This window comes from Mycoplasma phocimorsus, from assembly GCF_030077875.1.
In the GTDB taxonomy this organism is placed as follows: domain Bacteria; phylum Bacillota_I; class Bacilli_A; order Mycoplasmatales; family Metamycoplasmataceae; genus Mycoplasma_H; species Mycoplasma_H phocimorsus.
This window is the reverse complement of sequence record NZ_JASEJT010000003.1, coordinates 1-23,730: the sequence shown is the minus strand read 5'-3', so window position 1 is coordinate 23,730 and position 23,730 is coordinate 1. Positions and strand designations below refer to the sequence as shown.

The following is a 23,730-nucleotide window of genomic DNA, read 5'->3' as shown; positions in this document are numbered from 1 at the left end:
AATAATTAAAATGTTTTAAAAACTAGTCTTTTATATAATTGTAATTATGAAAAATATATTTGATATTGAATTAAAAGAAAAGGCAAATCCTAGGGCAGTATTACAAAAGATTTATAATCTTGGTGAACATTTAAATATTAATTTTAGTAATTATGATTTTACTAAATTTTTTTATTACTCTAATCGTGAAACAAATACTCTTTATTGTAAAGTAAAAATGAAACAAATGATGAAAGCCAATGACTATATTAAGCTTTTTAGCTTATTTATTAAAAAAGATAAAACTCTTTTTGATGATGAGTTTGGAAATTATACTAAATTTGAAATGGATGAATTAAACTATACAACAGAAAATTTTAAATATATTTTTATAACAATATTAAAAGCGTTTTTAATTGATTTAAGAATTGATTACCACCTTTCAATAATTAAAAAGTTAAATTCTAATCTCAACATTACTTTTGAAGGAAAAGTAATGTTTGATTTAAATCCTAATGAGTTTGAATCGCTTCATAATGTTGAAAATATAATTTGTAAAAAGTTTGCAAATTTAGGATTTGCAAACTTAAGTTTTGATTATTACAAACTTAAAGATTCATTTGAATTAGAAAAAGAAAGAATTAAAGAAAGAGCATTAGCAATTAAAAATGGTGTTGTTGCTGAATTAGTAGAAAATACACAACAAAGTAACAATCGTAATGAATGGCAAAAAAAATATACATTTTCAAATTTAACTAATAAAGTTGAAGAAATGAGTTTGAAAGATATTCGTGAATATGATCCCTCTCGTCCCCCAATAAGAGTTAAATTTAATGCAGTAGTTTTTTCTGTTGAAGAAAAGCCGGCCTCTGGAAGACTATCAGCTAGAAAAATAGTTAAAGTTGCAGATTATGAAGAAGCAGCTATTCTTGATTTTTGAGCTTCACAAAATAATAAATTTCCCACACCAGTTGAAAACATTATTGAAGGTGGAACGTATACTTTTATTGGTCAATTAGTATTAAATAGATACGGATCTGATTTTTGAAAAATCAATGTGAAGGAAGTTTATGATGCACCCGATCTTTATCCGTTAGTATCAGGACAAGAAAAAAGAATAGAATGGCACACACAATCAACAATGTCTACTATGGATGGAATACGGGATGCAGATATTCTTTGTAAAGAATCTGAAAGAAAAGGAATTGTTGGAATGGCATTACTTGATTCTGATAGCGTGCAAGGGTTTCCAGCCTTTTTTCTTCAAAAAACAAAGAATCCAGAATATAAAAAAATTTATGGTACTTCACTTTCAATATCTTCAAGAAACATTGATTTTTTAGTAGATTATACTGGTAATGATAAAAATTTAATTGATTATGAATTTGTTGTATTTGACTTGGAAACAACAATGTTAGCACCAATTTTAGGTGAAATTATTGAATTTGGTGCGACTGTTGTAAAGAATGGAATTATTAAAGAAAGACACCAATTTTTCTTAAAAAACTCTTCTCCCTTAAGTAGTTTTACACAAGAATTAACTAATATAACTCCACAAATGTTAGCTAATGCAGCCTCACAAAAAGAAGGACTAACTAAGATTGCTTCAATAATAAAAGGAAGAATCTTGGTAGCCCATAATGCCAAATTTGACTCTTCATATTTAAAAGAAAAATTTGCTCAATTTGATATACCTTACGAACCATATGATTGTTTTGACTCTATTGAAGTTGTTAAATATTTAGATAAAACTCTTAATAAATTTTCACTTGAAGCAGTTGCAAAAAAATATGGGGTTGAGTATGATTCTACAGTAGCTCATAGAGCTGATTATGATGCTGAAGTATTAACTCATGTTTGAGAAAGAGCAATGCAAATTGCAAGAGAAAAAAATATGAAAAAGCTTAGTGATTTTTTAAATATTGAAAAAGAATTAAGAGTAAAGCATGATGCGAGATCAATTAAACAAATATCATTAGTAGCAAAAAATCAAGTTGGCCTTAAACATCTTTATGAATATATTTCAAAAGTTAATATTGATATGATTGATGAAAAAAATTTCAATACACCAATTATATTTGAAGATGAAATTAAATATGAAGGACTTTTAAGAGGAAGCGGCACATTAAAAAGTCCATTATATGAAGCATTATTTCATGGTACATACCAAGATGTAATAGAAGAAATTAAAAAGTGCGATTATATAGAAATCGTTCCTCCTCATGATTTGGTTCATTTAGATATTGATGAAAAAACAATTCACTTTGCTTTAAATATTTTAATAAAAGAAGCCAAAAAACTTAATAAAATTGTAGTTGCTGTTTCTGATGCGCGATATTCACATTCATTTGAACACAAGTTTCATAAAGTAATAATTCATTCACAAGGTATTGGCGGAAATACTCATTATTTATTTGATTTTAGAAAATTAAGATCATCAAGTGACTATTTTAATTTAGAAGCAATGCCTCAACAGTTTTTGATGACAACAGAACAAATGAAAAATGCATTTAAATTTTTAGATAATAGTCAATTGATACAAGAAATTGTTGTAGATAATACTTTTTTACTTGCAAAGGAAATAGAGTATCTTGAAATTGTTAAAACAGAATTACTTGCTCCTAAGTTTGATGATTCAGACATAAAACTTAAAGAATATGTTTATAAAAGAGCGCACGAACTTTATGGCGATATATTACCTGAAGAAATAGAAAAAAGAATTAAACAAGAAATTGAACCAATTATTGAGCATGGATTTTCTGTTATTTATTGAATTTCTAGATCATTAGTAAAATCTACAAATGAAGCAGGTTATATTGTTGGAAGTAGAGGGAGTGTTGGTTCTTCAATAGTGGCTACGCTTTGCGGAATTACAGATATAAATCCTCTTAAACCACATTATAGATGTGTAAAATGTAAGCATTTTGAATTTAATACAGACAATAGATATGAAAATGGTTTTGATCTTCCAAACAAAAATTGCCCTAAATGCAATATAAAAATGGTTGCAGATGGTCATAATATTGCTTTTGAAACATTTTTAGGGTTCAATGCTGAGAAAGTGCCAGATATTGACCTTAATTTTCCACCCGATTTCCAAAAACAAGTTCATTTAAAAGTGAAGGAAATATTTGGCGAGTATCATACATTTAGAGCGGGAACTATTTCAAAAATTCAAGATAAAACGGCAATAAATAAAGTTTTTAAAATTTTTGGAAAAGATGTTTCGAGAGAATGAATTGAATATTTTGCCAAAAATATTTCTGGTGTAAAACAAACAACTGGTCAACATGCTGGAGGAATTATTATTATTCCTAAGGATAAAGATATAACTGATTTTACGCCTGTTAATTATCCTGCTTCTGAAAAAAACGAATGAAAAACAACTCATTTTGAATATAAGGCGTTGCATGACTCTATCCTTAAATTAGATTTACTAGGACACGATGATCCTACTGCTATAAAAATGATTGAAGAACTAACACAAAAAAGTGTTAAGGAAATTCCATTTAATGATCCTGATGTAATTTCTTTATTTAGATCAGCTGAAAAATTAAATATTAATGAAGCAACAATTCTTGGCGAAACAACTGGTGCTATGGGTCTGCCTGAATATGGTACAGAACTTGTTAGAAGCATGTTAAGGGAAACGCAACCACGTTCATTTGCTGATTTAATTCGTGTTTCAGGGCTTAGTCATGGAACCAATGTCTATCAAAATAATGCTCAAGATCTTATGCAAAAAAAAGGTTATAAACTTAGCCAAACTATTGCCTGTCGTGATGATATAATGGACTTTTTAGTTACTAAAAATGTTGATAAATTACAAGCATTTAGAATTATGGAAAATGTAAGAAAAGGTAAAGGTCTTTCAAGCGATGATGAAATTCTTTTAAAAAAACACGGTATAAATCAGGATTATATTGATAGTATGAATAAAATTGAATATATGTTTCCTAAAGCACATGCAGCAGCATATTCAATGATGGCATACTGAATTGCTTATACTAAGTTATATGATCCATTAGTTCATTATGCAACTTATTATACTTCAAGATTTAAGGGTGACAAACTTGATATTAACGCTCTTGCTCTTGGAAAGGTCGGTATTAAAAAAGCTATTGCTTCTCTTGAAGCACTTTATGAAAATAAACCTGGAAGATGGGATTCTAAAGATAAAAAAAGTAAAACAGGTTTAGAAATAGGATATGAATTATATTGTCGTGGTTATAAAGTTGAAAAAGTTTCGATTAAAAAATCTAATGCAACAGAATGAAAAATTGACAGAGAAAATAAATCAATTATTCCACCATTTTCAGCAGTAGAAGGATGTGGTGAAAAAGTGGCCGTTTCAATTGTAGAAGCAAGAGATAAAGCACCATTTATATCAATTCAAGATGTTTTAGATCGTAGTTCCATGGGTAAAGATGTTAAGGAAAGAATCCTAGAATTAGGAGGATTTGAAGATTTACCAGCCACAAACCAAAGAAAATTATTTAACTTTTTCTAGAAAGGAAATTATGACATTTGCACACAGTATAAAAAATGAAATAATGACAACATCCTATTCTAAAACGCAGCTTGACTCTCTTTTGAATGGTTTTATAATTTCAAATGGAATTTTACAGGACAAAAATATTATTTTAAAATTTAATAATTCAGACATAAGAAAATTTATTCTTAAAATTTTTAGCGACAGAAATATTGATTTTGCTAAAGTTGCTAATACAAAAAGCATTATTATAAATACAAAGAATTATGACTTTTCAATAAATTATGAAGATAATTCACAATTTTTTGCGGGCATTTTCCTTTCTTCTGGATCTGTTAACAAGTTAGAAACTAGTGCCTATCATCTCCAAATTGGCGCAAGAGAAGAAAAATTTATAGACATAATACAAAAAACATTAAATTCTTATGAAAATTTTAAGTTTAAATTTATTAAACAAAAAGATTGATATATTATTTATATTAAAAAAATTGAATCAATTTGTGACTTTTTAAGAGCAATTCAAGCCATAAATTCTTATTTATTGCTTGAAAATGTTAGAATTAATAGAGATTATAATAATAATTTAAATAGATTAGGTAATTTTGATGTTACAAATTTAAATAAAACAATAAAAGCTTTTGAGGATTTTAAAAATATGTTTTTGTTAGTTAAAGAAAAAAAACAATTAAAGCAATTTTCCCAATCACAACGCGTTTATTTTAAAGAAAGAATGAAACACCCTGAATATTCATTAAGTGAACTTTCAATTTTGCTTTTAGAAAAAGGTATTGATATTACAAAGGGTGGAATTAATCACTGAAATAAAAAACTAAAAACTGTTTTTGAACAGTTATCAACAAATCAAAAATAATCCCAGAAAGGAGATTTTATGAAATTAAATAATAACAAATTTTCAAATATTGAAACTATTGTTGAAAAAAACGAAGAGTATGAAAAAATGAGAGGTGAACAAGGCGGAATACTTAAATCAAGAAATATTTTATTTGGCAGTTTAATTTGAGTTACATTAGGTCTTGTATTTGCAATTATATTTTCATATTTACAATTTAAACTTGATATTGTTTCAAATATTGTAATTGCTGCCGGGCCGACAGGAAGAATGATTTTAATAGGCTCACTTATTGCTAGCATTATATTTATCTTTATAGGATCATGATTTGTGTATTCAATGCCTGTATGATTAGTATTTATATACTATATAGTAACTACATTAGTATTTGGTACATCTATAGGGTGAATGGCCGCCCTTTATGCACAAGAATGATTAAATGGATATTCAGAATTTATTTTATTACTTTTAATTCCAGCGGGAACAGTGTTATTAATGGGCATAATAGGATATTTTAAGATATTTAATTTTGAAAAATTATGACCAGTAATAACTTTATTATTAATTACTATTTTAATTACATCTCTTACTGCTTATTTTTTAACAAGTAGTTGATTATTTACAATTTTAGGTGGAGCGGGATATTTATTTTATTCTTTAATAATAGGATTACAAATTTATAGAATTAAAACTATGCAAGAAAATTATTTTGCTTTACAATTTCTTAGTTCTGCAGAATATTTCAAAATTACATTAATTTTAGGAACATCATTATTAATTTCAATATTTGAATTATTTAGATATTTTTTCTTATTACTTTCAATATTAAAAAACTAAAACAAAAAAACGAGTTACGCTCGTTTCTAAAATGGAATATCAAACACAAATGTATTGCCTAAAACTTGTGATATGACATGGCGCTTTTTTTATAGAGCGTCTTTTAGTTTGCTTTAATATAACTCATATTAATTATTTTGAGGAAATTTTAATAGATATTTCTTTAATATTATTTTTTGTTTTATCCTTTAAAACAAGTCTACCAAATTTATGTTTGTTTTTTAATCAATCATAAAGGTTTATGCCTTTATTATTTTTGCCATAAAAATTTCATAAGTAAATATCGTATGAGTAACCATCATATACTATTGCATTTTCTTTTGATTCCTGAATATAACATCTATCTTTTTTTTCAAATAATATTTTAAATCTATTATTATTATTTTGTCCATTTCCATTATATTTAAATTGATAATATGGACCATAGTCATCTACACAAAAAAAATCATTTAAGTTTTCTAGTGTACCATTCGTTTTAGATCATTTATAAATTTTTCAATTTCCGTCAGTTTTATATGGATTATCTGGATAAAATTTAAATGTATAAGTTGTTCCAACTTTTAAATCTTCTTCAAGCTCTTTAGCTGCATTTTTTCTGTCTTTATCATCTTTAATAGCTTTATAAGCTGTATATCCCAAACCCGAAAATGTTGCTAGTCCAACAACACCATATAAAATAGTAAAAATAGCTGTGCAATTTCTTGAAAAGAAGCCAAATAAACTACTAAATAATGGGTTGCTGGCTTTTGTTGTCACATGAGCCATAACGTCAGGAACCCGTAATAGAGCATCAATTTTATGTGTTATATGTTCTTGATTTTCTTGTATTTTTTCATCAAATAATTTCAATTTATTATTTTCTATATAAATATCTTCAACTTTATTTTTAACTAAAAATTTTTCTTTAATTTTTATATTTTTTTGTTTTGCTTTAAAATTTTGACTATTTTGATATTTAACACTTAATAAAAATGGGCTTAATGATGTAAAAGTTAATAGCAAAGTAGTAAAAATTTTAAAAGAATTCTTACTTATTGTATTGTTCATTTTAATTTCCTTAATTTAATAATTATATATCTAAACATAAAAAACAGTATTATTCGTATTATTTATAGTAACAAAATAAAATTACATTTTTCTTATAAAATTATCGCGCTTAAAATAAATTTTTTACAATTTTAATATTTTATAGAATAAAATAAAAAAATTAACATCCGTAATTTATGGATGTTTTTTATTTGGAAAAAATAATGCTTAAAAATATAACAAAAGTAAATATGGCAAAATTTTTTATAAGTCAACAACAAATGGCTGAAAGCAGATTTAAAAATTTTTTACAGTTATAGGCCTGAGTTTTACGTTATAATTTTATGTTAGCAATAGCTATAGCAAAACAAATTATTTTATAATATAATTTTTATTAATGAAAAATAACTTTATTTTAAATAGCAAAAGAAAATTAAAACCAGTTAATAAAGAAATTGATACTAGTGTTCCATATTAATTATGAAATGCCCAAATGAAAAAGAAAGAAGAAAATTTGTTAAGATGTATTCTGAGTTAATAAAAGAAATGGGAAACCTCTAAAAAAAGAAAGCAGTTAAAATAGAAATTAGTCAATTTGCTGCATTAAAACTATTTTGTGTAACTCGCTAGACAATTAGGAAATTGAGAAAAAGAACAACAAAAATTACGACAAATTATCCCAAAAATAAGTTAAATAATATTATAAAGAAGCATTTTTAAAAATAAAAGTCTTTATGGTAAAGTGTGTTTAAGTGCATTTATTGCTAAAAAGTAAAATATTTTTATCAATTATTGCACTTTAAAGCGCATTTTAAACTGGCTTGATCTTAAATGTAAGATAAGAACAAAGAAAAAACAACATGAATTAAAAGATACAATTGTTAAAATTCCAAACATTGTAAACAGAGATTACAATGATAATCGAAATCGAAACATTTATGCAACTGATGTTACTTGTATTGAAGGAACAAAAGATTCTAAACAAAATCATGTTTTCTTATTTACAATTATGAGCCATAAAACTAAACAAATTATTAGTTGGAAACGCTTAACTAATAATGATTTAAATTTTATTTTAGATAATGTTAACGGACAAAGTGCATATTAATAAAATAAGAAATAATACTTGTTAAAAATAACAAAAAATAAAAAAAATTTATCATCCATTTTGATCATAGGTTTCAATATACAAATGGTGAAATATTGTTTTCAAGAGCAAGTAATTCATTTGATAATCGCAAGATTGAATATTGATTCTCAATTCAAAATTATAATATTTAAACAGAATTGAAATAAGCAAGATGACATTAAAAAACTAAAAAAAGTTATAAGAAATTTCGCAAATTGATACAACGATGAGAGAATTCAAAGTAATTTAAAATGAAAAACACAACAGCCAGTTGCTTCAATGCAAAATAAATTTTACGGTGACATTTTTGTATACATTAGTTTTTTTTATTTAAATTATTAAAAACATTTGCCAAAAATTTGTATATTGTTTTTCTCATATTTTTCTCATAAATTATTAACAAAACAGTGTTAATAAAAAATGTTAATAACTTTAAAAATTTAGAAAAAAGCTAAATTTTCATGCTTATATTTATCATTTTTTAGTTTTTTCATATTTTAAATGTTGATAACTTAGAAAATTGAAAATCATCTTAAAATAATTTTCAAAAAGTCTTTTGTCTCTTGTTTTCGACTGCTATAATACTTATACATTAATTTAAATTAGGAGAGTTATGGGGACGGAAATTAAGATAGTTTCAGGTTATGATCAAGACTATAATTTTAACTTGAAACATATTGAAAAACTATATAAACCCATTTTAGGTGATAGTTTTTATCTTTATAAATATTTAACAAATGGTATTAAATTGAATTATTTTAATATTGAAGAAATATTTGGTTTTTTAAATATTAATCAAACTCAATTTGATGAACAAAGAAAACTCCTTGAAGCCGTAAACCTAATTGAAACTCATTTAAATAAAGAAAATAATCAATTAATATTTATAATTAATATTCCTCTTAATAATGAAAGATTTTTTAAAAATAAATTATTAATGAATGTTTTACTTAAAAAAACCTCTGCTGAATATGTGCAAAAAATTAAAGAAGAATTTTTAAATAATAAAACAGCTGATATAAGTGCTAAATTTAGTGAAATTACAGTTTCTTTTGATGATATATTTGGTAATTTATTATTAAATAATCAAAATCAAAAAGAAGTTATAAAAACGGACGCAAATATTAATTTAAGAAATAGAATTATTCCTCTTAACAATACTAAGTTTACTAATATTCAATCTAAAATTACTGACCCTAGATTAGTAGATAATTTATATTACAAAATTCTTAATGATGATGCAATTTCTTTTTATTCTTATCTTATTAAATCAGCTGGTAATATTGTGTATAATGAGGCTGTGCAAAAAAGAATTACAAACTTGGTGGTTTATTTAAATAAAATTGGTTTAGAAAATAAAGTTATTAATCTTTTATTTAATTATGCTTTTTCATCAAATAAAAAAATTTATGATGTATATATTAAAAAGATTGCTAATAATTTAGTAGAAAAAAACATTATAGATTTTGAGTCAGTCGAAGAGCATTTAAAAGATGCATTTAAATCAAAACATCGAAGTGAATATGGATTTGAGCAAGAAACTTCAAAAGCACAATATATTCAAATTACTTCAAATATAACAAATAAAGATATTAAAATTGCTGAAATGCCTATTCCAAAAAAACAGCAAGTAAAAAAACAAGAAAATAAACTATATAATTTTTAAAAGAGATACGTCTCTTTTTTCTTTAACAAAGAGGGAAATATGAATAGTAAAAAATTATTTGAATACTATATAAATAAAAACAAAATTAAAAAAATTGGAAATTGAAATAACGACAAATTTTTAAAATATGACAATATTTTAGATTATAAAGATTTTTATAAAAAAGCTCCAAGTTCTATAAAGTTATCTCAAAATAATAATCCAACTAATAGTGTTTATCAAGTTTAATTTATGCATTTGCTGACGGTAATAGTGATGGCATAGGTGATTTTATCGGACTTAAATCTAAAATTAATTATTTTAAAAAGCTTGGTATTGATCAAATTTTACTTTCACCAATTCATTCTTCAAGCTCTTATCATTCTTATGATGTAATTAACTATTGCGATATTGCGCCACAATATGGTACATTAGAAGATTTTATTGCTTTTTTAAATGAAGCACATAAAAACGGAATTAAAGTTTATTTAGATATGATTTTTAATCATACTTCTTATGAACATCCATGATTTCAAAAGGCTTTAGCAGGCGAAGAAAAATATCGACAATTTTATAGATTTAACGATGATAATCAAAATTATGGAGATTTAAAAAGTAATAGTAAAGTTATTTCTAATTTATATAAAAATATACCTAATAAAATTATGAATAATGATAAATACATAGGTAGATTTTGAGAAGGGATGCCTGATCTTAATTTAGATAATTTTCAAGTGATTGAACAACTTATTGAAGTTCAAAAATATTGAACTAAAATAGGAGTTGATGGATTTAGATATGATGCTATTAGTGAATATTATATTTCTGTTGGTGAAACCTGTAAAAATGTGAAAGAAGCTGAGTTTTTTTATTTACTTAGACAAGCTAGCGAAGAAGTTAGAAAAGAAATGGGTTGAAATAATGATATTTTTATGGTTGGCGAATGATTACAAAGCTATTATCGAGGGCTAAAATATCATAAATTTGAAGATAAATATGCTATTTCTACTATTTATGATGGTATGAGAGCTTTTTATAAAAATCCAATTTTTGAATTTAATTGAGTTGAAATTAGAGATATGCTTCAAATTCACAATCAAAGTAGTTCAATATTTGAATATATGAATCTTCTTAATAATCATGATACTGAAAGATGATTGCAAGTTTATAAAAAGTATCTCGAAAATAATAAAAAGAATTTTAATTTTCAATGAAAAATAGATAAAAAAATGATAGAAAATTTTAAGAACGCTCTTACTTATTTAATGTTTTCTCCAGGAAAATCAATAATATATCACGGTGATGAATTAGGATATCATTCTTCTCAAGAATTTTTTCAAGATCCTGGTTTTAGAGAGCCAATTAATTGAGAAAATGAAGAAGAAAATTGTGTTTTAATTGAGATAAAAGATAAGAAGCGTGAATCATATGTATATTTAAATGTTTCTAAAGATATGGGAACTGTTGAACAACAAATTAATGATGAAAAATCAATTTTTAATCATTTGGTTTTTCTTAATAATTTAAGAAAAAAATTCACATTTATTGGTTCTAGTTCATGAAAAACTGTTGAAAATCCAGAACTAATAATCGATTTAATTAAGCCGTCATATTGAGATCTTAGAAATATTATTGTTAGATGTAATGAACAAAAAACAAAATTTATTGTTGCAGCTTATACTTCTGCAGCAAATCCTAGTTTAAAATTCAAATTTAAAGAAGAATGATTTAAATATAAAATTATTCATAAATATAAAGTGACAAATAGATCAAAAATCTTTAGTGCTAATTCAAATGGATCAAGAATAATTTTTGAAGTTGTACCAAGATAATTTATTTAAAAATAAAAAATTAATATAAAATTAATAAGAAAAAGTTTTCATTTCTTGGTTTTAATTTAAAAAATTAATGCTAGGATTTGAATGTAACACAAGGAGAAAAAAATGATTTCTAAAGAATTAACTAGTGAACTTGTTAAAAAATATGGTAAAAATGAAAAAGATTCAGGATCAACAAAAGTACAAATCGCACTTTTAACACATGATATTGAATCATTAAAATCACACTTCAAAAATAATCCAAAAGATAACCACTCAAAAAGAGGTTTTATGGCTAAAATTAGCAAGCGTAAAACATTATTATCATATTTAAAAGCTAAAGATTTTCAAGGTTACTTGAACCTTATCGCTGACTTAAAAATCAGAAAATAATTGGTTAAAAAAACAGCTCATGCTGTTTTTTTTATTTACTTTTTTACTTTTTTTGAGCTACATAAAAAATACAATTATATGAAATTTCTTTAACTCAATCAGGTTCAAGTTCATCATTTCTAATGAACGATTCATTAAGAGTAAGATTATAATTTTCTAACAATGTTTTAACATTTTGCTGTGAATAAAATCTATTTTTGATTTCTTCGCCATATTCTTGTTTTATTAAAACTTTTTTGTTACTTAATAAATCAATTTCATCTACTTTAATTTCCTCTTTTCAGAATTTTGTATATTGTTCTGAAGAAAACATATTATGTAATGTAAATATAAATTTGCCTTGTTTTTTTAATAAAAATTCAATGTTTTTTATTGTTCTTTTTACATCTTTAGCTTTAATAATATTTGATAAACCATTAAATGAAAACAAGATTAAATCATATTTTTTATCTCTTATTTCTTGACATTTATTTAGTTTTTTACTAATATCAAATTCAAGAAAATTGATATTAGTAAAGGTATTATTTTTTTGTAAAAATTTAATGTAATTTTTATTAATATCAATTGCATCAATTTCGGCATTAGGATAAAGTTTTTGCAAAGCAAAAGTGGTTCTGCCCATTCCACAACCAAGATCTAAAATCTTAATTTCTTTTTCTTTATCAGGAAATTGTTTTTTTAAAACTTTTGCTTCTGAAACTCATAAACCTTTTTTAGAAGTCGTAGCATAACTTTTTGTAGCTTGAGCAGAATCATAATATTTTGAAACATTGTAACGTTTTATAAATATATGTGAAAGGATAATGATAATAGCTAAAATAATAATAAAAATAGAATAAACAAGATATGCATAGTAATAATTTTGCAATTTTAAAACTAATGTTATTAATAAGGTAATTATACTAGGAACAATAATTCTAGCAATCATTGACAAGCCATTTTGTTTTTGATAATATTTTTTAGAAAATAAATGATAAGTTTCACTGTAATAACTAGGTAGCATTAAACTAAAAAGCATTTGTTGAATTGTATTAACTACAATATAATAAATTACTGTTTGTGTTTTATTTACAAATAAATCAATAATAACTCATGTTAAATTTAGCAATACCATTGCTAAAATTAATCAATGATTTTCAACTTTATTCAATCAATTTTTAGTCTTTTTAGCATTATTTAAAGTAATTATGATTATGCTGGCTAGCAATCCTATTCCACTCATGATTATTGTTAAGTAGAATGTTCAACTTTTATAATCAAATTTACTATATTCAAAAAATGGAATTAATCCTGAGTTTTTTGGATATAAGAATATTCCAATAAATATTGAAACAAAAATAACATACATTCAGCTACTAATTGCCGGTTTTGTTTCTGTTTTTTTAGTAACATCCTGTTTAAATTCATAAGGCATTTCTTTTGTTTTTAATGAAAAATATAAAAATCCAGAAATAATAAATGTAGCAATATTAAAGAAAACTAAAATATAAAATTCTAAATAGTTAAATAAAAATAAAGATAAGATAGGTGATAAAAATAAACCAATCCCAATTGAAAGAGAAAAACCTATATTATAGTTTTTCATTTCATTAGAGTTATTAGCAATATAATAAGTGACATTTTTTAAGTGAATAAATCGATATGAATGAATAAATCCAATAATAGTATTAATTGCAACTAATATATAAGAAAATATTGGAACTTGTAAGTTTGGAGCATATGCAAAATACATTCCTATTGGAATAAGCAGAAAAATTGCGCTAATGATATCCGCTAATAATAATGCCTTTTTATCTTTTAATAGGCTTGAAAGTTTGTGAGCAAATCCATAAACAAATAATGTAGGCAATTGTAATAATAAATACATTATGGTAACTAGTCAAAAATCACCAGTAAAACGATAAATATATAATGAACTTGCAAGCTTAAATGCTTCTGAGCCAATTGATGAAATTGAAATAGCTGAAATATACTTGATTAAGTTTTCTTTAAATTGCGATTTAATCATAAAGTTTCCTTTTTATAAAATAATAATAATTAATATTATTATATATTAGTTTATATAACTTTTTATCTATTGCGCTTGAACGCAAATTTATTTCTGAAAATTTAAAATAAATATTAAAAAATTTTAATAAAAATAATTTGTTATTTTTTGCAAAACTTTTTTATGTGCATTTAATTAAAAATTAGCTATTTTAAAAAAAATATTTTTTTGATACACCCGGGAGTAATATAGTGTATACTTAAACAGTTATAATTATAATGAAAGGAAAAAAATGCCAACAATAAACCAATTAGTAAATAGAGGTCGTAGTTTTAAAAGTAAAAAACCTAATGCTCCTGCATTGTCATTTACTTACAACTCTCTAATTAAAAGACCTAAAAAAATGAATTCTCCATTCAAACGTGGAGTGTGTACTCGTGTTGCTACAATGACACCTAAAAAACCTAACTCTGCTTTACGTAGATATGCCCGTGTTAAATTATCAAATGGTATGGAAGTAACAGCATACATTCCAGGAGAAGGACACAATTTACAAGAACACTCAGTAGTTTTAATTCGTGGTGGTCGTGTTAAAGACTTGCCTGGGGTTAGATACCACATTGTTCGTGGAACACAAGACGCTGCAGGTGTTAACAAACGTAAACAATCTCGTAGTTTATATGGTGCAAAAAGAGAAAAATCTAAATAATATCAATAATTATTAATATATAAGGAGAAAAAAATGTCAAGAAAAAGAAGTGCGCCTATAAGATCGGTGCTTGCAGACCCAGTATTTAACTCAGTATTAATTACAAAATTAATTAACACAATTATGTTAGATGGTAAAAAATCAACTGCACAAAAAATTCTATATTCAGCTTTTGAAATAGTAAAAGAAAAAACAAACAAAGATCCAATGGAAGTTTTCAAACAAGCTATTGAAAACATTACACCTCAATTAGAAATTAGAACAAGAAGAATTGGTGGAACAAACTACCAAGTGCCAACAGAAGTAAGTGCTCGTAGAAAACAAACTCTTTCACTAAGATGATTAGTTCAATATGCTAGATTAAGAAACGAAAAAACAATGGATGTTCGTCTTGCTAACGAAATCGTTGACGCTTCAAATAAAATGGGAGGATCAATCAAAAAACGTGAGGATACACACAAAATGGCTGAAGCTAACCGTGCATTCGCTCACTTTAGATGATAATAAAATATGGCTAGAGAATATCAGTTAAAAGATTACCGTAATATCGGTATTATGGCTCACATTGATGCCGGAAAAACTACAACTACAGAACGTATTTTATACCACACTGGTAAAATTCACAAAATTGGTGAAACACATGAAGGTGCTTCACAAATGGACTGAATGGTTCAAGAACAAGAACGTGGAATTACAATTACATCAGCTGCTACAACAGCTTTTTGAAAAGGGAAAAGAATTAATATTATCGATACTCCAGGTCACGTTGACTTTACTGTTGAAGTTGAACGTTCACTTCGTGTATTAGATGGCGCTGTAGCTGTGCTTGATGCTCAATCAGGTGTTGAGCCTCAAACAGAAACTGTTTGAAGGCAAGCCACGAACTATAAAGTTCCTCGTATTATTTTTGTAAATAAAATGGATAAAGCAGGGGCTAACTTTGAAGCTGCTGTTAAATCAGTACATGATAGATTAAATGGAAATGCGGTTGCGGTTGCATGACCAATTGGTGCTGAAAGTAGTTACATAGGGCACATTGACCTAGTTGAACTAAAAGCATATGAATTTGACGGACAAGCAAATGAAGAATTTAAAGAAATTGCAATTCCTGAAGATTTAAAAGAAACAGTTGAAATTAAAAGACAAGAATTAATTGAAGCAGTTGCTTCATTTGATGATGAATTAATGATGAAAGTTCTTGAAGGCGAAGAAGTTTCTGTTGAAGAACTAAAAGCTGCTATAAGAAAAGCTACATTAACAGCTCAATTTTTCCCAGCATTTTGTGGAACAGCTTTTAAGAACAAAGGTGTTAAAGCTATGCTTGATGGTGTTGTAGATTATATGCCTTCACCATTAGATGTTCCCGCTATGACAGCTCACTTAGGTGAAGAAGAAGTTGAAATTACTCCTAGTGATGAAGGAGAATTCACTGCTTTAGCATTTAAAGTGGCTAACGATCCATTCGTAGGTTCATTAACATTTTTTAGAGTTTACTCAGGTGTTTTAAATAAAGGAACATATATTTACAATACAACTAAAGATGTAAAAGAACGTATTGGTCGTGTTTTACAAATGCATGCAAACTCAAGAAATGAAATTGATGAAGTTAGAGCCGGAGATATCGCTGCTGCTGTTGGACTTAAAAATACAACAACAGGTGATACATTAGTGTCTGAAAAAGGTAGAAAATTAGTTCTAGAAAAAATGGCATTCCCAGAACCAGTTATTTCACAAGCTCTTGAACCAGAATCAAAAGCTGCTACAGAAAAACTTTCAATTGGATTACAAAAATTAGCTGCTGAAGATCCTACTTTTAAAACATATACAGATGAAGAAACAGGACAAACAATTATTGCTGGAATGGGTGAGTTGCACCTTGATATTATTGTTGATCGTCTTAAGCGTGAATTCGGTGTTCAAGCTAAAGTTGGGGCACCACAAGTAAGTTACCGTGAAACTATTACAAAACAAGCTGAAGTTGAAGGAAAACATATTAAACAATCTGGTGGACGTGGACAATATGGTCACGTATGAATTAATTTTGAACCAAACCCAGATGGTGGATTTGAATTTGTTGATAAAATTGTTGGTGGTAAAATTCCTAGTCAATACATCAAATCAATTCAAAAAGGTCTTGAAGAAAAAATGGCAGCTGGTATTCTAGCCGGTTATCCAATGATCGATGTTAAAGCTACATTATTTGATGGATCATACCATGATGTCGATTCATCAGAAATGGCATATAAAATTGCTGCTTCTAAAGCTCTTACAAAAGCTAAAGATGCCATTGGTACAATTCTTTTAGAACCTATTATGGATGTTGCCGTAGTTATTCCTGAAGATTACTTTGGAGATGTTATGGGCGACTTGTCTCGTCGTCGTGGACAAATTAAAGAAAATGAAACAAGAAGTGATGGAGCACATGTATTAAAAGCTGACGTTCCATTATCAGAAATGTTTGGATATGCTACTGATTTACGTAGTATGACAGCTGGTCGTGGAAATTACCAAATGCAATTTGATCATTATGAAAGATGTCCAAAAAACATTGCTGATGAAATTATTAAAAAACGTAATATCAAAGATATCGATGATTAATAATTAAACAAAAAACATACTTAAACTTAAAAATTTAAAAATAAAACAAAAACGAGGGTTTTCCTCGTTTTTGTTATTCCATTTTATCTAAAATAATAGTATTTTCAACGGGTTCTTTTTCAATTTTAAATGCTGCTTCTAATTCATTCTCTAGTTTAATATCGATTGGATTTGAAGAGTATAATGTAAAAATTAAATCTCCAGCATTAACTTTTTCATTAGTTTTTTTATTAATTGTAATACCAGCTTCAGGATCAATAACATCTTCTTTTACCATTCTGCCGGCCCCTAGTTTCATTGCAACATTACCAAAAATTAATGAATTAAATATATTCATGTAACCGCCTGATTTAGCTGTAATTTCTTTTTTATATTTAGGTTTTCAAAAATCTGCATCTTTAAGGGCTTCAACATCACCGTGTTGAGCTTCAATAAATTCATAAAATTTATCTAAGGCTTTGCCGTTAGCAATAACTTCTTTTACCATTTTAATAGCAGCAGAATAATCATTAGCAACTTTGGCTTGTACTAACATTGTTGCTGCAGAAGAATAAACTAAATCATTAAAATCTTCAGGCCCATTACCTTTAAGTGTTTCAATTGCTTCAATAACTTCATTTTTATTACCAATTTGTCTACCAATTGGTCTTGACATATTAGTAATTTCAGCACGAACATCAACATTTAATTCTTTACCTATACTAATCATAGTTTTGGCTAATAATCTTGCCGAATCAAGATCTTTCATAAAAGCGCCTTCTCCACATTTAACATCTAAAAGAATTGCATCTGCTCCAGTTGAAAGTTTTTTAGACATAATTGAACTTGCAATTAAAGGTATTGAGTTTACTGTTCCAGTAACATCACGTAATGCATAAATCTTTTTGTCAGCAGGAACAAGTTGTCCTGTTTGACCAATTACAGCAATTTTATGTTTTTGAACTGTTTCAATAAATTCTTTTTCATTTAGTTCAATTTTGAAGCCAGGAATGGTTTCAAGTTTATCAAGAGTTCCACCAGTATGACCTAGCCCTCTTCCTGACATTTTGGCAACAGGCACTCCAAGCGCGGCAACAATCGGTGTTACTGATAAAGTTGTTTTATCTCCTACACCCCCTGTTGAGTGCTTATCTACTTTAATACCAGGAATTATATCTAAATTAATAGTGTCACCTGATTGAATCATTACTTTTGTTAAATGTCCAAGTTCAACAGGATTCATTCCGTTAAACACAACCGCCATTAAAAATGCTGACATTTGATAATCAGGAACGCTACCTTCCACATAGCCGTTAATAAGAAATTCAAGCTCTTTTTGTGAAAGTTCTTGATTTTGAACTTTCTTTATAATTATATCAACTGCTCTCATTATGCTAACTCCAATGCAATTTTCATCATATCATTAAATGAGCTTTGTCTTTCTTCGGCAGTAGTTACTTCATGAGTAATTAAATTATCTGAAATTGTTAATAAACAAGCAGCTTTTTTACCTAATTTTTTAGCATTTGCAAATAATGCAAATGATTCCATTTCAACACAAATTGCTTTAGTAGCATTAATTGTATCTTCAGTGCTTCTTGAGCTATAAAATACATCAGAAGAGTGAACTCTCCCTTGTGTTACAGGAATATTTAATTTCTCAGCTAATTTTAAAATTTTATTATTAAGACTTTTGCTTGGTTTTGTAATATGTGTATTTTTGCCTAAAACCAATTTAGCAAAAGCAGTGCTGTCTGAATAAGCTTCAGTAGCTAAAACAGTTTGATATAGACCTAAATCTTTTTGATATGATCCGGCACTGCCAATTCTAATAATATTTTTTACATCATAAAACTTAAATAATTCATAACTGTAAATACCCATAGAAGGACAACCCATTCCTCCTCCGGCAACAGTAATTTTTTTACCATTGTATTTACCAGTATACATAAGCATATTTCTAACATTGCTTACTAATTTAGGATTTTCTAAGTATGTTTCAGCAATATATTTTGCTCTTAGAGGATCTCCTGGCATTAAAACGGTTTTTGCTATTGAACCTTCTTTTGCGTTTATATGTGGTGTCATTTAATCTCCTTTTTCATAACTTAATTATTATAATACTTTTATTAATATCAATTAATTAATATATTGCGATAAAAAAAATGCCAAAGCATTTAATAAATTGAATTTAATAAATAGGGTACAAAATTACCATTTAAACAATCAGCAATTTCAGTAGCAAATTTCTTAAAATGGGCTGTTTTTTTGTGTTCAAAATAACTATTTTTATCAGCCCATCTATAATTAAAAAAGAATTCATCTTTATCTTTAATTTTTCCATATTCAAGCGATAAATTTAATAATTCTTTTCTGGTTTCTTCTATATAAGCATTGGCAAATTTCATAAATTTTTCAATTTTATCATGTTTTATCTTGTATTTTACAAGTAAAAAATTCATTTTTATCCTTTCAAATAACAACAAATGTTATTTTTAGTTTCATAATTATTTCATAAATATCAAACTTTACAATTAATATAATTTATATCATAATATAATTGTTAGTATAAATTAATTTATAAGGAGTAAATATGAGAAGAATTGAAGTTCAAATTACAGACCCTATTGGACTACATGCTAGACCAGCATCTTTCTTATGTCAAGAAGCTGGCAAATACGAATCTGACATCTTCTTAAAAAAAGATACCACAACAGCTAATCTAAAATCAATTATGAATATTATGTCTCTTGGGATTAAAACGGGTGAAACTGTATTGATTGAAGCAGAAGGTAAGGATGAAGATCAAGCTATTGATGCACTTATCAAAATAATGCAAGAACAAAAAATTATTGATTAATTAAGAATTTGCAAATAAAAACACTAAGCGCATATAGACTAGTTACAACAAAATTTAACATAATATTGTTTTGCATCATAGCAAGCCGCTATGGTGTTTTTAAATTTAAATTTTTTAAATTTTTTCTCTGTTATATTAATTTATATAATTGTTTATACACTTTTTAACTTATAGTAAGTTAAATTTTTATAGTCTAAATGTTTTAATGATTTTAATTTTAAATCAAAAAATTAGAATTCTGTTTCTCTATTATCTAAAGAATTGGCAATTTTTGAAAGCAATACTAACCATTATTTCTTTTAATTATATTTATATATTCAGTGCTACTGTATCTACTGCCATAATCTTAATGAATTATAAACTTATTTCCTTTTTTTACTTTTAATAGGTCATCTACATTTTTTAAAAATAAATTTAAATCATTGCATTTTGAAAGGTTTTAACTGATAATTTGCCTAGTCTTATGACCCTGGGTTTCCAAGTTTGATTAAATTTATAGCAGATATATATTATTTATAATAATATGCTGAATTGCAAGCTGAAGCGCAACACATCTATTTTTATGTAAAATAAATGTGATCGTTCAACTTTTTTCATAGTTTTGGCATAAAAAAAGTGTCCCCATATTTGAAACTTAAATAAATTAAAAAATTATATAACAAAAAATATTATCACTTGATAAAAGAAAAAAGATTTTTTATTTAAAAAGCTCTTGAATATAACTTCTTTATTTGTTCAATTGCCAGAAAAATCAAAAAATCCTTTCAACAATTTCTAAAGAAGAAAAAGAAATTTAAATAAATTTAAATCCTAAAGAGAAATATCAAATGCAACACATACGCGTTTAATATTTTTTTATTTTATCTTTATAATTTGTAACTTCAAAAAAAATTGCTTATAACATGAATAAGGAATAACAAAAAATGTCTCAAAACAAATCGAGACTACCATAAATCAAAATTTTAAATACATTTGAAAACTTTCTTAAAAAATTGAATAACTTATTTTCGATTTTCTAAAGAGAGTGGCTTTTGAGATGATTTTTTACTAAAACTATCACAAGAGCTATTTTTATCAGAAGATCAAAATCATATATAAATACCATAGCTCGCTAATTATTAAATATATAAAGTTATTAATATTACATTTCATATTTAACTTTAAAATAAAATAATAAATATTTTTTATATATATTTAATACTATAATAATAGTTATATTTTGTATTAAGGAGTTATATGAAAAAAATACATTATTTTTTAGTAGGTCTTTCATTAATAATTGTTCCTGGTATAGTAATTTCTTGTAATAGAGAAAATGCAAAAAATATTATAGCAAAAAGTGATTTTAAACAAAACATAAAGCCTAAAGAACAAGAAAAAAAGAAACAACAAGAATTGCCAAAAATTAAAAAATTAGAAGTGGAAAATAAAAAAGAGCAAGATGCTCAAAAAGAGCTAAAAAAGGCTGGTGAAGCAAAAGAAGAAGTGAGACTAGAGGCAGAAAAACAATTTTGAAATGGCTGGTGATATAAAAAAAATGCAGTTAAAATTTCTAATACGCCTAAAAGCCTTACTGATAAAATGAGCAGTAATCCTTGAAAAACTATAGGTGTTGGTATAGGGATAGGTTTTGCAATACAATTTGCTCTTGGGGCCGCAATAGTAATTGGTACAAAAATAACTGGTCAACATCAGGGGGGGTAAATAGTGCAAAATAGTGGTTTTATGAAATTAAAAAAAGTATTATGAATTGGTTTTTTTAGCTCCATAAGCGTGCTACCAACAATTGTAATTTCCTGTCAAAAAATTAAAAATAACCGACAGGAAAGCAAAAAAGAAATTAATAATAAAATCAAAAAATTATCAGTACAGCACCGTTCAGTTAAATTAAAAAACGTTTTTTCTACAACAATAGAAAATGTAAAATTAGAAAATAATGTAAATAAAAATGTTCAGCTTGCAAAAGTTAGTTTAAGTAAAAATAATGAAAGCTTGCATCAAAAAAATACTAAATGAATATCAAATCATCCTTGAATATCATTGGGACTTGCTATATGTTCTACATTTGTTTTTTTACCTTTTGCTTATATATTAATGCTATTTGTTGGCGAAGCTATAAACCCCCCAATTAAACCCCCTAGCTCCTAAAAAATAAAAAATAACAATAAAATTTAACATCTGTCAATACGGATGTTTTTTAGTAATTTTATTAAAAAGTTTATTATGTCGAAATGTTTTACAAAAGAGAAAAATAAAATTATTTTTAAAGCATATTTAAGGAACGGCTATTCAATAGCAATTATATAATTATTAAAATATTATTGCCGGATATAAATTATGTGACAAGCGATAATTTGAAATCGCAAATTAGAAGAATAGAATATTTTTATATTATGATGAAAAAATGTAAGATTTATTAGTATAAGGTAAAAAAGCATTAATAGAAAGTCAACTAAGTTGATTATTCTAAACCCAATTTAGATGAATTTAAAATTAAAGAGTTAGAAAAAAGCAAGTCGTTATTACGAAATTGTAAAGAATAAACCACATAAAATAAAGAAAAATAAATCAATCAAAATAAAAATAATAATGTTATTGAAAATACTAGATATAATTAAACAGACAATTTTTAAATACTTAAAACAAACAAATAAAAATGCCAAAAATTTAATTAGTTTAAAAAACGAACTATATAGTTTAATTATTAAAATATTTGAAAAAAAATTTATGGAAAAGCGCGATTAAGTTAATATATTGATCTAAAATATGGCATTTTTACAAATTATTGCATTTTAGAGCGACATATAAACTGCTTAGGTCTTAAATATGAAATTAGAATAAAACACAAAGATCAAAAAAATGTAACAGCTAAAATTAAAAATATTGTTAATAAAGATTATAATGATATGTTAATTAGAAATATTTTTGCCATCGCTATAACTTATATAAGGGATGCAAATGATTTTAAATAGAATCATGTTTTTTCTATAATAATATGTCATAATACTAAAAAAATCATCAGTTAAAATCCTTTAAAATACAATGATTTGAATTTAGTTTTAAAAAATGTAGATGACTTATTAAAAGCGAGAAAAGGAAATAAGTTTATAATTTATTAAAATTATGACAGTAGATACAGTAGCACTGAATATATAAATATAATTAAAAGAAATAATAGTTAGGTATCGCTTTCAAGAGTTGGTAATTCACTAGAAAATCACAAGATTAAATACTGATTATCAATTTTAAAGTCAGAATATTTAAACAGAATCAATATAAGCAAAATGACATTAAAAGAACTTAAAAAAATTACAAGAAATTTCATAAATTGATACAACAATGACAGAATTCAAAGTAATTTGGAGTGAAAAACACCACGGCAAGTAGCTGTGATGTAAAATTAGATTTAATGGTGGCATTTTTTTGTCC

18 protein-coding genes are annotated in these 23,730 nt (G+C 25.9%); 13 read left to right on the top strand and 5 right to left on the bottom strand.

Annotated elements, in window-relative coordinates; all coding sequences use genetic code 4:
* Positions 1-46 precede the first annotated feature (46 nt).
* From QMA87_RS00100 to QMA87_RS00090, 3 genes are read left to right on the top strand one after another with little or no spacing between them, the layout of a single operon-like run.
* Entirely contained in the window at positions 47-4,489 is a 4,443-nt protein-coding gene (locus QMA87_RS00100; protein ID WP_283830302.1) for a PolC-type DNA polymerase III, read from the top strand.
* Complete coding sequence (gene whiA / locus QMA87_RS00095) at positions 4,440-5,342, top strand: DNA-binding protein WhiA (RefSeq protein WP_283823852.1); 903 nt, start codon at positions 4,440-4,442, stop codon at positions 5,340-5,342. Before QMA87_RS00100 ends, whiA begins: the two co-directional genes overlap by 50 nt.
* An 18-nt stretch (positions 5,343-5,360) precedes the next feature.
* Positions 5,361-6,158 carry an MAG0110 family membrane protein gene (locus QMA87_RS00090; protein WP_283823853.1) on the top strand — a complete coding sequence of 266 codons (798 nt, stop codon included), beginning with the start codon at positions 5,361-5,363 and terminating at the stop codon, positions 6,156-6,158.
* Positions 6,159-6,290: 132 nt separating this feature from the next.
* Here the strand turns inward: QMA87_RS00090 and QMA87_RS00085 are convergent, their stop codons facing one another.
* Entirely contained in the window at positions 6,291-7,205 is a 915-nt protein-coding gene (locus tag QMA87_RS00085; RefSeq protein WP_283833458.1) for a hypothetical protein, read from the bottom strand.
* 1,721 nt (positions 7,206-8,926) lie between these two features.
* Between QMA87_RS00085 and QMA87_RS00080 the strand changes: the two genes are divergently transcribed.
* From QMA87_RS00080 to rpsO, 4 genes are all read left to right on the top strand, one after another.
* Positions 8,927-9,979: a DnaD domain-containing protein gene (locus QMA87_RS00080; protein WP_283833612.1), complete on the top strand. Its 1,053-nt coding sequence runs from the start codon at positions 8,927-8,929 to the stop codon at positions 9,977-9,979.
* A gap of 39 nt (positions 9,980-10,018) precedes the next feature.
* Entirely contained in the window at positions 10,019-10,207 is a 189-nt protein-coding gene (locus QMA87_RS00075) for a hypothetical protein (protein ID WP_283833460.1), read from the top strand.
* Positions 10,195-11,790, top strand: coding sequence for an alpha-amylase family glycosyl hydrolase (locus QMA87_RS00070; RefSeq protein WP_347276978.1), 1,596 nt, complete (start codon positions 10,195-10,197; stop codon positions 11,788-11,790). Before QMA87_RS00075 ends, QMA87_RS00070 begins: the two co-directional genes overlap by 13 nt.
* A gap of 111 nt (positions 11,791-11,901) precedes the next feature.
* Positions 11,902-12,168 (top strand): 30S ribosomal protein S15, encoded by a 267-nt coding sequence (rpsO, locus tag QMA87_RS00065; RefSeq protein WP_283823382.1) that lies wholly within the window; start codon positions 11,902-11,904, stop codon positions 12,166-12,168.
* Positions 12,169-12,211: 43 nt separating this feature from the next.
* On the opposite strand, the gene QMA87_RS00060 is transcribed toward rpsO, so the two are convergent.
* Positions 12,212-14,176: a methyltransferase domain-containing protein gene (locus tag QMA87_RS00060; protein ID WP_283833462.1), complete on the bottom strand. Its 1,965-nt coding sequence runs from the start codon at positions 14,174-14,176 to the stop codon at positions 12,212-12,214.
* 271 nt (positions 14,177-14,447) lie between these two features.
* Between QMA87_RS00060 and rpsL the strand changes: the two genes are divergently transcribed.
* From rpsL to fusA, 3 genes are read left to right on the top strand one after another with little or no spacing between them, the layout of a single operon-like run.
* Complete coding sequence (gene rpsL, locus QMA87_RS00055; RefSeq protein ID WP_283823380.1) at positions 14,448-14,864, top strand: 30S ribosomal protein S12; 417 nt, start codon at positions 14,448-14,450, stop codon at positions 14,862-14,864.
* 33 nt (positions 14,865-14,897) lie between these two features.
* Positions 14,898-15,368 carry a 30S ribosomal protein S7 gene (gene rpsG, locus QMA87_RS00050; protein WP_283823379.1) on the top strand — a complete coding sequence of 157 codons (471 nt, stop codon included), beginning with the start codon at positions 14,898-14,900 and terminating at the stop codon, positions 15,366-15,368.
* A gap of 6 nt (positions 15,369-15,374) precedes the next feature.
* A complete protein-coding gene (gene fusA, locus QMA87_RS00045; RefSeq protein ID WP_283833611.1) occupies positions 15,375-17,462 on the top strand; it encodes an elongation factor G in 2,088 nt (695 codons plus the stop codon).
* A gap of 73 nt (positions 17,463-17,535) precedes the next feature.
* Here the strand turns inward: fusA and QMA87_RS00040 are convergent, their stop codons facing one another.
* The 3 genes from QMA87_RS00040 to QMA87_RS00030 form a co-directional block, all read right to left on the bottom strand.
* A complete protein-coding gene (locus QMA87_RS00040; protein ID WP_283827110.1) occupies positions 17,536-18,831 on the bottom strand; it encodes a thymidine phosphorylase in 1,296 nt (431 codons plus the stop codon).
* On the bottom strand, positions 18,831-19,529 hold the full coding sequence (deoD, locus tag QMA87_RS00035; protein ID WP_283823376.1) for a purine-nucleoside phosphorylase: 699 nt from the start codon (positions 19,527-19,529) through the stop codon (positions 18,831-18,833). The genes QMA87_RS00040 and deoD overlap by 1 nt, the downstream gene beginning before the upstream one ends.
* Before the next feature lie 89 nt (positions 19,530-19,618).
* The gene (locus QMA87_RS00030) at positions 19,619-19,903 is read right to left on the bottom strand and encodes a putative quinol monooxygenase (protein ID WP_283823375.1); all 285 of its coding nucleotides are present in this window, start codon (positions 19,901-19,903) and stop codon (positions 19,619-19,621) included.
* A gap of 131 nt (positions 19,904-20,034) precedes the next feature.
* Between QMA87_RS00030 and QMA87_RS00025 the strand changes: the two genes are divergently transcribed.
* From QMA87_RS00025 to QMA87_RS00015, 3 genes are all read left to right on the top strand, one after another.
* Positions 20,035-20,301, top strand: coding sequence for an HPr family phosphocarrier protein (locus QMA87_RS00025; protein ID WP_283823374.1), 267 nt, complete (start codon positions 20,035-20,037; stop codon positions 20,299-20,301).
* Between the two features lie 1,236 nt (positions 20,302-21,537).
* On the top strand, positions 21,538-22,005 hold the full coding sequence (locus QMA87_RS00020; RefSeq protein WP_283833610.1) for a hypothetical protein: 468 nt from the start codon (positions 21,538-21,540) through the stop codon (positions 22,003-22,005).
* Positions 22,006-22,026: 21 nt separating this feature from the next.
* Positions 22,027-22,449 carry a hypothetical protein gene (locus QMA87_RS00015; protein WP_283833609.1) on the top strand — a complete coding sequence of 141 codons (423 nt, stop codon included), beginning with the start codon at positions 22,027-22,029 and terminating at the stop codon, positions 22,447-22,449.
* Positions 22,450-23,730: the final 1,281 nt, after the last annotated feature.